At 68.7% G+C, this 12,724-nt stretch carries 15 protein-coding genes; 9 read left to right on the plus strand and 6 right to left on the minus strand.

The features are described from left to right. Nucleotides 1-30 precede the first annotated feature (30 nt). Nucleotides 31-1,281: a serine/threonine protein kinase gene (locus tag H6717_15845; protein MCB9578498.1), complete on the plus strand. Its 1,251-nt coding sequence runs from the start codon at nt 31-33 to the stop codon at nt 1,279-1,281. Here H6717_15845 and H6717_15850 read toward each other — a convergent pair whose 3' ends face one another. Next, on the minus strand, nt 1,282-2,862 hold the full coding sequence (locus tag H6717_15850; protein MCB9578499.1) for a peptide chain release factor 3: 1,581 nt from the start codon (nt 2,860-2,862) through the stop codon (nt 1,282-1,284). It abuts the gene before it with no gap. A 131-nt stretch (nt 2,863-2,993) separates the two neighbouring features. Here H6717_15850 and H6717_15855 point away from each other — a divergent pair, with 131 nt between their 5' ends. From H6717_15855 to H6717_15875, 5 genes are read left to right on the plus strand one after another with little or no spacing between them, the layout of a single operon-like run. After that, nucleotides 2,994-3,443: a periplasmic heavy metal sensor gene (locus tag H6717_15855; protein MCB9578500.1), complete on the plus strand. Its 450-nt coding sequence runs from the start codon at nt 2,994-2,996 to the stop codon at nt 3,441-3,443. 10 nt (nt 3,444-3,453) lie between these two features. Then, nucleotides 3,454-3,639 (plus strand): hypothetical protein, encoded by a 186-nt coding sequence (locus tag H6717_15860; GenBank protein MCB9578501.1) that lies wholly within the window; start codon nt 3,454-3,456, stop codon nt 3,637-3,639. A 16-nt stretch (nt 3,640-3,655) separates the two neighbouring features. Then, nucleotides 3,656-4,336 (plus strand): response regulator transcription factor, encoded by a 681-nt coding sequence (locus tag H6717_15865; GenBank protein MCB9578502.1) that lies wholly within the window; start codon nt 3,656-3,658, stop codon nt 4,334-4,336. Continuing rightward, nucleotides 4,333-5,610, plus strand: coding sequence for a HAMP domain-containing histidine kinase (locus tag H6717_15870; protein MCB9578503.1), 1,278 nt, complete (start codon nt 4,333-4,335; stop codon nt 5,608-5,610). The genes H6717_15865 and H6717_15870 overlap by 4 nt, the downstream gene beginning before the upstream one ends. Nucleotides 5,611-5,646: 36 nt before the next feature. Then, entirely contained in the window at nt 5,647-6,558 is a 912-nt protein-coding gene (locus H6717_15875) for a hypothetical protein (GenBank protein ID MCB9578504.1), read from the plus strand. Between the two features lie 13 nt (nt 6,559-6,571). Here H6717_15875 and H6717_15880 read toward each other — a convergent pair whose 3' ends face one another. From H6717_15880 to H6717_15900, 5 genes are all read right to left on the minus strand, one after another. Then, a complete protein-coding gene (locus H6717_15880; protein ID MCB9578505.1) occupies nt 6,572-6,808 on the minus strand; it encodes a hypothetical protein in 237 nt (78 codons plus the stop codon). 9 nt (nt 6,809-6,817) lie between these two features. Next, entirely contained in the window at nt 6,818-8,617 is a 1,800-nt protein-coding gene (locus H6717_15885; protein ID MCB9578506.1) for a serine/threonine protein kinase, read from the minus strand. 7 nt (nt 8,618-8,624) lie between these two features. Beyond that, the gene (locus H6717_15890; protein MCB9578507.1) at nt 8,625-8,801 is read right to left on the minus strand and encodes a hypothetical protein; all 177 of its coding nucleotides are present in this window, start codon (nt 8,799-8,801) and stop codon (nt 8,625-8,627) included. Nucleotides 8,802-8,864: 63 nt separating this feature from the next. Beyond that, nucleotides 8,865-9,683, minus strand: a complete 819-nt coding sequence (locus H6717_15895) for a PhnD/SsuA/transferrin family substrate-binding protein (protein ID MCB9578508.1) — start codon at nt 9,681-9,683, stop codon at nt 8,865-8,867. 5 nt (nt 9,684-9,688) lie between these two features. Then, nucleotides 9,689-10,009 carry a peptidylprolyl isomerase gene (locus H6717_15900; protein MCB9578509.1) on the minus strand — a complete coding sequence of 107 codons (321 nt, stop codon included), beginning with the start codon at nt 10,007-10,009 and terminating at the stop codon, nt 9,689-9,691. Between the two features lie 112 nt (nt 10,010-10,121). On the opposite strand from H6717_15900, the gene H6717_15905 reads away from it, so the two are divergent. The 3 genes from H6717_15905 to H6717_15915 all read left to right on the plus strand — a co-directional run bounded on the left by H6717_15905 (nt 10,122) and on the right by H6717_15915 (nt 12,563). After that, nucleotides 10,122-11,720, plus strand: a complete 1,599-nt coding sequence (locus H6717_15905; protein MCB9578510.1) for a hypothetical protein — start codon at nt 10,122-10,124, stop codon at nt 11,718-11,720. A gap of 118 nt (nt 11,721-11,838) precedes the next feature. Further along, entirely contained in the window at nt 11,839-12,027 is a 189-nt protein-coding gene (locus tag H6717_15910; protein MCB9578511.1) for a hypothetical protein, read from the plus strand. Continuing rightward, nucleotides 12,024-12,563: a methyltransferase domain-containing protein gene (locus tag H6717_15915; GenBank protein ID MCB9578512.1), complete on the plus strand. Its 540-nt coding sequence runs from the start codon at nt 12,024-12,026 to the stop codon at nt 12,561-12,563. Before H6717_15910 ends, H6717_15915 begins: the two co-directional genes overlap by 4 nt. The last annotated feature ends 161 nt before the right edge of the window (nt 12,564-12,724 follow it).

Consider the following 12,724-nt stretch of genomic DNA (forward strand, 5'->3'; position numbering starts at 1 on the left):
AGCTCGGCCGATGCCACCAAAGGTCGACCCGTGAGCGAGAGCGCAGACTCCGGAGTATCACCGGTCGGTGAGGGTCGCTATCGGGCCGGCGACGTGCTCGAGCAAAAGTACGTCCTCGTCAAGAAGCGCGGCGAAGGCGGCATGGGCACCATCTGGGTCGCCCACAACTCCGTGCTCGACGTGCACTGCGCCGTCAAGATCATGGAGCTCGACGGCAGCGCGCCCTCTCGCGCGGCAGCCAAGCGCGTGTTGGACGAAGCGAGAGCCGCCGCGCGCCTGGGCCATGCGTCGATCATCCGCGTGCTCGACTACGGCGAGACGGATCGCGGCGATCCGTTCATCGCCATGGAGCTCCTGGAGGGCGAGGACCTGGCTCAGGTCCTGGACCGCAAGGGAAAGCTGCCGCCGACGCTGGCGGTGCAGACGTTGCTGCCCATCGCCCATGCGCTGGCCTCGGCCCACGCCAAGGGCATCGTGCACCGCGACGTGAAACCGGAAAACATCTTCCTCGCCCACGACGAAGTCACCACCACGCTGCCAAAGCTGCTCGACTTCGGCGTCGTGCGCATCGTGAACAACCCCCGCAAGCTCACCATGGACGGCGCCGTCGTGGGGACGCCGGATTACATGTCGCCGGAGCAAGCGCGCGGCAAGACCACCACCGGACAGACGGATCTGTGGAGCTTGTGCGTGGTGCTGTACGAGACCATCGCCGGGCGGCGACCCTTCGACGGCGACAACTACAACGCTTTGATGCGATCCATCATCGAAGACGAGCCGCCGACTCTCGCCGACCTCGGCGCCAGCGACACCGACCTCTCCTTCGTGATCCAACGCGGTCTCGTCAAGGACCCGAAGGAGCGCTGGATGACCATGCGGGAGCTCGGCGAAGAGCTGGCGCTCTGGTTGCAGGATCAAGGGGTGACGGAAGACGTGACCGGAGCCTCGCTGAAGCGCGGTTGGCTGGCCGACACCGAGAGTCAGCGCATCGAGCTTCCGCCCTACGTGCGCCAAGTCCTCGAAAGCGGCATCGTCCAGCCCGGCCCCCAGAGCGGCTCCAACCCGCGGATCGTCGCGCCCGTCTCGGGCTCCCAGCCTCAGATCAGCGAGCCGGACCTGGCCGCCATCGCCGACATGAACCGGGGTGGCGACCCGGAAGAGCTCCTGCTTCGAGCGACCCGGCGCCGCAACGTCGCCATCATCATCGGCCTGATCGTGACGGTGCTGGTCGCCACGCTGTTCGTGCTGATCGGCACCGGGATCATCGTCACCAGCGAGTGATCAGTCGAGCTGCTCTTTCGTCTTGAGGAAGACCAGCTTCGGCCACTCCTTCTGCGTCGTCTCCAGGTGCCAGGAGTTCCTCGCCAGGAACACCGGGGCGCCCGTGTGGTCGTCCGCCACGCTGCCGCGGTTCTGCTCCACGAAGCGCTTCAGCTCGTCCGTCTCGCCTTCCACCCAGCGCGCCGCATGCAGCTGCACCGACTCGAAGTGCACGGGCACGTCGTATTCCGTCCGAATGCGATCCGCGAGCACGTCGAACTGCAGCGAGCCCACCACGCCTACGATCCAGTTGGAACCGATGAGCGGCTTGAGCACCCGAGCCGCGCCCTCTTCCGCAATTTGCTGCAGCGCGCGACCGAGATGCTTGGCCTTGAGCGGGTCGTCCGGACGCACCCGCTGCAGGAGCTCCGGCGCGAAGCTCGGGATGCCGGTGAAACGCAGGCTCTCGCCCTCGGTCAAGGTGTCCCCGATGCGCAGCGCGCCGTGGTTCGGGATGCCGATGATGTCACCGGGGAACGCTTCGTCGGCCAGCTCGCGGTCTTGAGCCAAGAACAGCATCGGGTTGTGCACGTTCATGGTCTTGCCCGTGCGCACGTGGGAGAGCTTCATCCCGCGCTTGAAGTGTCCGGAGCACAGGCGCAGGAACGCCACCCGGTCCCGATGCTTGGGATCCATGTTTGCCTGGATCTTGAACACGAAGCCGGTAACCGGCTTTTCCGTGGGATCCACCACGCGGCTCACGGACGGCTGAGGGCGCGGCGACGGCGCGTGCTCCACCAGGCCGTCGAGCAGCTCTCGCACGCCGAAGTTCGAGAGCGCGCTCCCGAAGAACACCGGCGTCATGTGACCTTCGCGGTAAGATTGCCGATCGAACTTTGGGCACAAGCCCCGCGCCATCTCCACTTCTTCGCGCAGCGTGGCGAGGGCGTCCTCCGGCAGCATCTCGGCCAGCTTTTCATCGTCCACGCCGCGGCAGGTCACGGCATCCGCGGGCACCGCGCGATTGCCCTTCTGTACCAGCAGCAGGTGGTCGTGGAACAGGTCATAGGCGCCCAAGAACCGCCGCCCCATGCCGATGGGCCAGCTAGCGGGCGTCACGTCCAGGGCCAACGTGTCCTCGATCTCGCTCATCAGATCGAACGGATCCCGACCCTCGCGGTCCAGCTTGTTCACGAAGGTGATGATGGGGACGTCCCGCAGGCGGCACACCTCGAACAGCTTCAGCGTTTGCGCTTCGATGCCCTTGGCCGCGTCGATGACCATCACCGCGGAGTCCACCGCGGTGAGCGTGCGATAGGTATCCTCGCTGAAGTCCTGGTGGCCCGGCGTGTCGAGCAGGTTGAAGGTGCAGTCGCCATAATCGAAGGTCATGGCGCTTACGGTCACGCTGATTCCCCGCTCCCGCTCCACCTTCATCCAGTCGGAGTGCGCGCGCCGCTGCTCACCCCGCGCCTTGACGGCCCCGGCGAGCTGAATGGCTCCGCCGAACAACAAGAGCTTCTCGGTGAGAGTGGTCTTGCCGGCGTCCGGGTGGGAAATGATGGCGAACGTCCGGCGTCGCGAAATGGGATCGGGAGGCATGAGTCGGGGGGCGGACTATGGCGGGCTTTTGCCCCACGTGCCAGGGGCCGACTCAACAATTCTTAACGCTTTGTCGCGTTCTCGCTTAACGCGCGCTCTCCAAGCTGTCCGCCAGAAGGAGGCGCATCGCCATGTTTGGATTCATGTTCGGAACCGCTTGTCTGGTGGGGTTGGCGTTCACCCTGTCCCACGGTCGACACCGAGGGCACTTTCGACGCCGAGGCTTTCGCCACGGGCTCCGCTTCTTGTTTCGTCGACTCGACACCACGCCGGGCCAGGAGAAGGTGATCCGTTCTGCCGTGGACGACGTCCTCGGCCAAGGGCGTGAGCTCCGGCGCGAGCTCGAACGCACCCGGAGCGAGGTGGCGTCGCAGCTTCGGGGCGAGGTGCTCGAGCCCGATGCCCTGGCCAGCGCGCTGATCCGCAACGACGAAGCCTTGGCGGACCTGCGCCGAAGCATCGCCGCCAATCTCACCGAGATCCACGAGGTGCTCGACTCCCGGCAGCGGGAGATCCTGGCCGACACCCTGGAACGCGGCCCCCGACGCTGGCGGGGCGACGCCTATCGCACTGCCCCGTGAGGAGGACGCCATGAGACACAGAATCGTGATCGCGCTCCTGTCCCTAGGGGTGGTCGTCGGGTTCGGCGCGGGCTTTTTCCGGCTCGCCATGTGGCACCGCTACGGCTCCCGGTTCGACCGCAAGGCCGCCTTCGAACGTCACGTTGCCGACGTGTGCGTGGATGCCGCGCTGCGCGCCAAGAAGGGCAGCGACTGATATGTTCGGCTGACCCATGGCCCTGAGGGTGCTCCTGATCGACGACGACGTGCGGCTGTTCGAGCTACTCGCCGAGTATCTCGCGCCGCACGACGTCAGCCTCGGCCACGCCAAGAGCGGCCAGGAAGGACTCGACCTCCTGGCCCAGGGCAGCTTCGACGCGGTGCTCTTGGACGTGATGATGCCGGGCCTCGACGGCCTGGAGACGCTGCGCAAGATCCGCAAGGATCAGCGCATCCCGGTGCTGATGCTCACGGCCCGCGGCGACGAATCGGATCGCGTCGTGGGTCTCGAGCTCGGTGCCGACGACTACGTGCCGAAGCCCTTTTCGCCCCGGGAGCTCCTGGCACGGCTGCGCGCCGTGCTGCGGCGAACCGAGCCCGAGGCGGGCGCTTCTCGGCTCTCGGTCCAGGGCGTGGAGCTCGACGTGGCGGCACGCACGGTGCGCGTGGAAGGTAGCGAAGTAGAGCTCACGGGACTCGAGTTCGACATCCTGCACGCGCTCTTGCGCCGGGCCGGGCGCGTGGTGCCCCGCGCCGCGCTCTTGGAGGAGGCCGGCCGGGGCGACGTGACGGTGAACGACCGCACCGTGGACGTGCACATCTCGCATCTGCGCAAGAAGCTCGGGGATCCGCAGAAGATCCGCACCGTGCGCGGCGTCGGATACGTCTTCGCACGCGACGCGATGGACTCATGAGACACCGGCGCCGCTGGCATCGCCCCCACGGCCTGGGTCACTACGTTCGCGCGCGGCTCCACCGCCGTCTGTTCGTGTGGTTCGGCGTCACCATCTTCGTGACCGGCGGCGCGACCTTCGCCACGATGACGTTGTTCTTCTCCGGCCCATCCAGCTACCGAAACGGCGTCGAACGGCTGAAAACCTACGCTGAAAACCGCTTCACCGAGGTCTGGAGCGATGCTCCCGCGCGCCAGCGCCTGGCGCGCGACGCCGCCCGCGATCTCGATCTGTCCATCACTCTGCGCGATGCCTCGCGCACCCAGCTGGAGCACTTCGGCCCGCCCTGCGACTCCCCCAGCGCCGAGCTGCGCATCGAAAAGGACGGCACTCGTTTGGGCACCGTCGAGCTTTGCACCTCCGCTTCGCGGCGCCACCGTCCCGGCGCCGTCATCGTGGTGCTGCTGGTGTTCGCCGGTACGCTGTGGGCCGCCGCCGGAATCATGGCGCGACGCATCTTGTGGCCCCTCGGCGAGCTCGTGCGCGTGGCCAATGCCATCGGCAGTGGAGATCTCCGACGCCGTGCCCGCGTGCACCCGGCGCGCGCCGGGGAGCTCGCGGTGCTGGCGGACGCCATCAACGACATGGCAGATCGCATCGAGCGCCAGATGACGGATCAACGCGAGCTCTTGGCCGCCGTCTCTCACGAGATCCGCTCGCCCCTGGCGCGGCTCAGGGTACTCTCGGAGTTGATTCGCCAGCGGGGCAGCGACGACGCCTCTCTGGACGAGCTCGAGCGGGAGCTCGCCGAGGTGGATTCGCTGGTGGGGGAGCTGCTCGCCAGCTCGCGCCTCGATTTTCAGGCCCTCACCCGCAGCGAGCTCGATGCCCGGGATCTGGCCGAGCGAGCGCTGTCACGCGCCGACCTTCCCGAGCAGATCTTGTCGGTCCGCCGCGGAACCACCCGGTTCGAAGGCGATGCCACGCTCCTTTCCCGCGCCCTGGCCAACCTGCTCGACAACGCCAAGGCCCATGGTGGCGGCGCCACCGCACTGATCGTGGAAGCCAGCGATGGCGCCATCTCCTTCGCGGTGGAGGACGCCGGCAGCGGCTTTTCGGACGAGCTCTTGAGCACGGCCTTCGAATCCTTCGTGCGGGGGGCGCGGGGGCACGGCTCGTCGCTGGGGCTGGGCCTCGCGCTGGTGCGGCGCATCGCCGAGGCCCACGGCGGTCGCGCCTTCGCGGAAAATCGCACTGAGGGCGGCGCGCGGGTCGGCTTCACGGTCGCACGCTGAGGCCCGCGAGTTCGGCTATGCTTCCAGGGTCGGGGCATGAAGAACGACGACCGAACGGAGCCGGATCTCAGAAACTCCGATTTCGAGATCACGCGGGTGAAGGAGAACGAAGCGCGTCCGGCGGTGCCGCGGCCGAGCAGCCTCCGGCCACCGCCGCCGCCGGTTCGACCTCAGCCCAGCGTGCCTCCGCCGCGGCCGAGCAGCCTCCGGCCACCGCCGCCCCCCAGCCGGCCGGGTACGGTGCGACCACCCCCGCCCAGCATGCGGCCGCCGCCGGCGCCCAGCGTGCGGCCGCCGCCGCCCAGCGTACGACCGCCGCTCACCCCCGGCGCCATGGCGGCGGAGCTGGCGCAGACCCAACGCGTGCTGGCCAGCAAGCTGGCGGAGCTCAGTCAGCTGAAGACGGAGCGCGCTCAGCTCTTCGCCCGCATCAGTGAGCGCGATCAGCGCATCGCCGAGCGCGACGCGCAGCTCAAGGAGCTTCCGGCGATGGTGGCCGAGCGCGATGCGCTGAACAAGCAGCTGCGTCACCTCGACGCGCGCGTGCGCGAGCTCGAGACGACGCAGATCGAGGTCGCCGCCTTGCGCACGGCGCTGCGAGAGCGGGAGCGCGAGGTAGCCGAGCTGCAAGCGGGGGGCCCCCGCGTCGCCGAGCTCGAAGCCGAGCTCGCGCGACGCGGCAAACGCATCAGCGCGCTCGAGAGCGAGCTCGAGGACGCCCTCGCTTGGACCACGCCGACCCACAAGGACGATCTGACTCGCGTCCGCGGCATCGGTCCCAAGTTCGCCGACAAGCTCCAAGCGGTGGGCGTGGACAAGCTGTCGCAGATCGCCACCTGGACGCCGGCGCGCATCGAGGAAGTCGCCCGCGCGCTCAGGATCCATCCGTCCCGCATCGAGCGCGACGGATGGGTCGAATCCGCGCGGGCGCTGATGCGCGAGAGCTAACCCGAGCTCAGGCTCAGAACAGCTTGCCGAGAGCGCCTTTGACGGCGTCCGCAGCGCTGTCCACGTTGTCGCCGGTCAGCGCGCCCATCACCGGACCCTGGATGCTCTCCGGCAGCTTCTCCTGCAGGAAGCCGCGGACCACCTCGGCCACCTTGTTGGCCTGTTCCTCGGACAGATCCGCTTGCGCGACCAGGCGCGATACCAGCTCTTTCATGCCCTGGCTCTTGCCGTCGACGGTGGCGGAAGTCAACCCGCGGGCTCAGCGCCCCGCGTCCACACCGCAGCGCGCGGGCACGCCCGCGTCGTCGCCATCCGGGTCGAGGAACAGCCGCACCGAGCCGAGGCTTCCTTCGAGCTTGTCGATCACGAGGCCCTTGCACAAGAGCTCGCGCGACGCGTTCGATCCGAGCTTGAAGCCGTAGTTCCAGGCGACGTCCGAATAGATGCCGCCGTCGAACCGTGTGCGCACGCGTACGGCGATGCCGGGATCTCGCAGATCGCTCACCGCGGCGTACACGTAGGGCGCGCCGCCGTCTGGCGCTTTGGTCAGCGGCAGGCAGGTGTAGTCCGCGCTCCCCGCCACCCGCAGGCACACCTCCACCAGCTCGTAGTCGATGCGCTTTCCCTCACGGTCCGTGATCTCGGCAGGACGGAGTCGGAAGCCCTCGTCGGGGCTCAGCAGCTCCGTGCATGCGCCGGGCCCGCAGCCGCGCCCCGAAAGGCAGCAATCGCACAGCGCCGTGCAGCCGCTCGGCAAAGACTCCCCCGCGTCTGCGCCGGCGTCCCCGGCGTCGGCTTCCGCATCCGCCGAGACCACGGGCTCGGTGGTCCTCACTTCGGTCGCGGACGCGCTCGGCAGCGGCGGCGGCAGCTCCTTCGTCGGGCGCCGCTCCGGCTGGGACACGAACCAAACGGCCCCGGCAGCAACACCGACGCCGAGCAAAGTGAGCAACGCCAAGCCCGCGCCGGCGGACTTCTTCTCGGGCTCCGGAGCCTCCGCGGGCTCGACGGGCTTCGTCGCTTTGGGCTTCGGCTTCGGCTCGGGCGCCGGCGCGGCGGTGGCCGCGGGGGCGGCCTCGGAGGGCACCGCCACCGGAGCCGTTTGATCCATCATCGCCTTGGGGCTCGCCACCTGCGTCTCGGGCCCTCGCAAGGACACCGGCACGGCCACGGAGGACGGCGTCACTTCCTCCGCCCGCCGGCAACGCAGCTCGAGCTCGGCGCCGTCGGTGATGCGCTCGGTCGACGTGAGACGCAGGGCGTCGGACAAGAGCCGCCCCCACTCCCCGGGAAACGCCTTCGCCGGAAACTCGGCGCCGGTGCGGAGCACGCCCCGATACGCTTCGGCGAATTCGTACGGCCCCGAGGTACTGGCGAGCCCCGTCGGGTGCTCCCCGCTGATCACCTGCCAGCCGAGCACCCCGAAGGCGAAGACGTCCACCGCGGGGTCCGTCGCTTCTCCGGGAAAGCTCCCGGGATCCAGCAGCTCCGGCGCCAGGTACGGAACGGTTCCCACCACGCTGCCCACGGCGGTGAGCCGTTCCCGGGTCTCCGCCACGACGGCGATGCCGAGGTCCACGACCTTCACCCCACCGGGCTCTTCGGGCGTGGTCCAGAAGGAATCCGCGACCAACACGTTGTCGAGCTTGAGGTCGCGATGCACCACGCCGCTCTGGTGCAGGTAAGAGAGCGCGCTGGCCACATGGCAGAGCGCGAGCGCGCGATGCCGCGAATCGAAGCGCGGATCGTGGTTGGCCTTGCGCAGCGACGCGCCGTCCACGAAGTCCATCACCAGACCCAGCAGGCCGGCTCTCAGATCTTCGAACAACGCATCGCAGGGCACCAAAGACGGATGGTCGAGGCGCGCGAGAGCTCGGGCCTCGCGCCGCGCCCGCTCCAGATCCCCCGACCGCGCCAGGCCCAGCGGGATGAGCTTGAGCGCGCGCGGTCGCTCCGGATGGAGCGGATCCTTCGCCTTCCAGACCGCGCCCTGGCCGCCGGCGCCCAACGGGGCCGTCAGCTCGAAGCGGTCGACTCGCTGCCCGACCTCGAGATCCATCTGCGTCTCAGCGCCGCCCCTTGAAGCCCATCATGTCCTGCACCACGGACTCGCTCTCTTCGGCGATCTCGGCAGCTTCGCGGGCCTCGTCGGCGCAATCCTCGCACAGCTTCTTGGTGCGACCATCGATCTTCATGGTCACCAGCTCGTCGACTTCTTCACCGCAGCCTTTGCAGATGGGCATGGCGCTCTCCTTGTCCGATGCGCGCTGGCCGAATAGCGCAACGCTCGCGGGGGGTGAAGGAGTTCAGGAACGCAGAAATGGGCTCAACGCCTCGAGAGCGTCGAAATGCCGCGGCTCCGCCAGCTGAAAGCCTTCGGCCTCGAGTAGCTCTCGGGCAGCTCCCAGCAGGAACACGTCCGTCTGGGAGACCAGACCGTCACCGATGCGAACCACCGTGCGCCGAGACACGTTCCGCGAGGCCACCAGCAAGTCCGACGGCACCGGCCCGTGCTCCAGGATGATGCGCACCGGAGCGTCACCCCACCCAGCGCGCCGGAGCACGCCGCCCGCGTCCCGGTGCACGTAGCTGGCGCCCACGTCCGCCTCCCCCGACACCACCGCGCGAACCACGGCCGCGTGGGAGCCGAGGAAGCGCTGTTCCGAGAGCGCCACGGAGAGATCGATGCCCTGGCGCAGCAAGGCCGCGCGCGGGATCAGATAACCCGAAGTGCTGAGGGGATCGACCCAGGCAGCTCGCGCCCGATTCAGATCCTTGGGTTGGTTCGCCGCGGAATCATCGCGAACAAAGAGCGCGCAGTGAAACAGCGCGGTGCCGTTGCGCACCGGCAACGCCACCGCGCGTGCCCCTCCCCGGGACAACACCGTCAGCGCCACCGCGGGCGGCAGCCAGGCCAGCTCCACCTGACCCGCGATGAAATCCGCGGCGAGCTTTTCGTAGTCGTCGACGCCCACCGGCAGCACCGGGCGCTCGAGGCTGCGACCGAGCGCCCGGCAGAAGGTATCGAGGCGCGCCATGGACAGCGCCGCGGCGTTGCCAGTGCCGCTGCCCGCGGCGGCAGACCGAGAGATCGCTACCCGAAGTGGCGGCTTCCCCTCGGACATGGGGCTCAGCCCGTGCGTCGAATCAGGTGGTAGCCGAAGTCGGTCTCGACCACGCCGCTGGTCTGTCCCACGGACATTCCGAAGGCGCTGTCTTCGAAAGCCTTCACCATCTGGCCGCGACCGAAGCTGCCCAGATCTCCGCCGCTCTTGCCGGACGGGCAGTCCGAGTGCTGGCGAGCGAGGTCGGCAAAATCCGCTCCGCCGTCGATATCGGTCTTGAGCTTCTGGATTTCCGCGAGGGCCTGGTCCTTGCTGCGGGTGGCCGTGGATCGCGCCGACCCGGCATACATCAGAAGGATGTGGGAGGCGCGGACGGAATCGGACATCGCATGCTCCTTTCGGAATGAGGGGGGAGCACGGTATGGGCTCCGAGCGCCCAACGCAAGCCACGGCGACTTTGACTCGTCGCGCCGCCCGGACCATCGTCTGACGCCCTGGATGCACGCCCGTCTTCTCATCCCCGCAGCGCTCTCGTGCGCTCTCGGTTGCACCTCGGCGCCACCGCCGGAGACTCCGAAGCCGCCAGCCGTCAAACCCAAGCTGGAGCTGCCGAGCTGGTGTGAAGCCATCGAGAGCGCCACCGGAAAGATGACGGGGGACGGCTTTCGCTGTCTGCCGGTTCCGAACTTTCTGCTCACGGGCTTCTTCGGACCGGAGCACAACCCGGAGCGCTCCGATTTCGAGAACGCTTGTTTCGGAGGCAACGCCGACGCCGCGTCCCGACTCCGGATGAGCGTGCGTCCCGCGGCGAGCTTGCACTTCGAGCTACACGCCGAGCAAAAGACGGGGATTGGCGGCAAGCTCGACCTCGGCTTTCTCGGACCCTGGGCACCAGAGCTGTCGGGCAGCGTGGAGTCCGGCACCCAGGTGAGCATTGACGTCGCCTTGGACGACGCCGAGATCCGCGTGTTGTCGTCGGTCGCGGAGATCTTGGGCCAGCAGTATGGCGACACGGACGAAGGCTCCCCCGTGCAGCAGTCCCTCGAGAGCTGCATCGCCAGCATTTGCGCCGAAGGCGACAGCGACGGCCAGCTCTTGTACACCGCGAAGGTGCTCGCCGCGGCGCCGGTCATTCGCGTGGAGAGCCACGAGAAGAAGGCCAAGAGCTTCGCGCTGGCCGCCGGTGTCACGCGCTTTGCACTGGACGACAAGAGCTCCAAGGACGGCGTTTTGGTGCTGCGTGCCAAAGAGAAACTGAACGTCGCGGCGCTGCTCGAGGCGGCGCGCCCGGCCTTCGAGCGCGCCAAGACCTGCGAGAAAGTGACGCGCGCCCGGGCCCGGCGGCGCGTGCTCACGGGGCTACGGGAAATCGGCCTCGGGACTCTCGCCGGGCGAGCCTTGGCGGACGTTCCCGGTCGCGCCGGCGAGCTGCGCAAGGACGTGACCAACGGCGCCTTCTCCGACAACGAGCGCACCGCGTTGATCGAGACCCTGGACGCCATCGAGGGTGCCGCGCGCCAGCTCTCGAAGCCCAAGCCGAACGCGCAGCTGTGCGCGACACGCGGCACCGTGGAGACGGTCCTGTCCAGCTCCGGCGACGGCTCCAGCGTTCACGCGCTGATCGCGGATCTGATGCAGCCGCTGCATCGACGGCTGACGGACATGGCCAACGACAGCTCGCTGCCCTGCGCCGAGCCGCTCTGGTACCGCGACCTGGATCGCGACGGGTACGGCGACCGGCGAGCCGCCGTGCGGGCGGCGGCCCAGCCCCCGGGCTACGTCGCGAATGGGCTCGACTGCTACGACCAGAACCCGGAGGTCTACCCCGGCCAGCGCAACTACTTCGCCCAGCACCGCGGCGACCAGAGCTTCGACTACGACTGCGACGGACGTTCCACCAAGCAGGACGACGTCGTGAGCGAGGGCTGCCGGGCGGTGACCACCCTCGGGATCCCCACGAAGTGCTGGGCGGACGTTGGCTGGCAAGGCAAGGCGCCGGACTGCGGAGGACAGGGCAAGTGGCTCGCGGCGTGCGAGGCCAGCACGCTGTCGTGCTCTCCGACGAACGAGCCTCGACGAGTCCAGGAGTGCCGCTGACGGACCCGTCACCGCGGTGTCGCTGGCATCCGGAGCTCGCCGCAGCGGCGCGTTGCCGGCAGTGCAGCGCGCCGCTGTGCGACGCATGCTGGACCCAGCTGGCAGACGGCGCCCCCGTGTGCGCCGCCTGCGCGCGCCGTTTGCACTGGTCTTCCTGGCCGTGGCCGTCGGCGGCGCGGCCAATCGCGCGTGCAAGGGCGCTCTACTCCGGTCCCTCGCCAATGGCGCGTGGCTCGGCGCCCGCGCCGTGCTTCCCCTGGCGGTGCTGGTCGTGGTGATGCACCTGGCATGGAGTCGCTTTCGATGAGTCATGATCGCGAGCGTTGGGATGCACGGCACGCGCGCGCAGGCTTCGACGAGCGACCGCCGAACGCCGTCGTGATGGATCTCGCCGCGGGTCAGCGTCAGGGGCGAGCGCTCGATCTCGCGAGCGGCAGCGGGCGCCACGCGTTGGCGCTGGCCGACCGCGGCCTCGAAGTGGAGGCTTGGGACGTCAGCCCCGTGGGCCTCGGTCTGTGTGCCGCTCGCGCGCGAGCACGCGGTCTGTCGGTCGTCACGCGGGTCGTGGACCTGAGCGAGCCGTTGCCGCTCGCGGTGTTCGATCTGGTGCTGATGGTGGACTTCCTGGAGCGACGCTGCTGGCCCCGTCTGCCGGGCCTGCTGGCCCCGGACGGCCTGCTGGTGATCAGCACCTTCACCGTGGATTGGCCCGAGCCCCACCCCTCGCGTCGATTTCGTCTGGCCCGAGGGGAGCTGCGCCAGGCCTTCCCCGAGCTGTCTCCCCTGCACTACGAAGAAGCTGGCGGCCGGGCCTCGATCGCGCTGAAAAAGGCACCGGCCTAGCGGCCGGATCGCTGTGGGGGAAGCTCCCACCTGGGCGCGGCGTAGGAGGCCCGAGAGCCACCATGCAATTCACGCCTCATAGTCCCGCCGCCCAGCCCGAAAAGAGCCAGCCCCGGTCGTCGCGCACCGCGTGGAACGATGCTACAGGGCCGACCCGAGAA

Source organism: Polyangiaceae bacterium (assembly GCA_020633235.1).
GTDB lineage: Bacteria > Myxococcota_A > Polyangia > Polyangiales > Polyangiaceae > JACKEA01.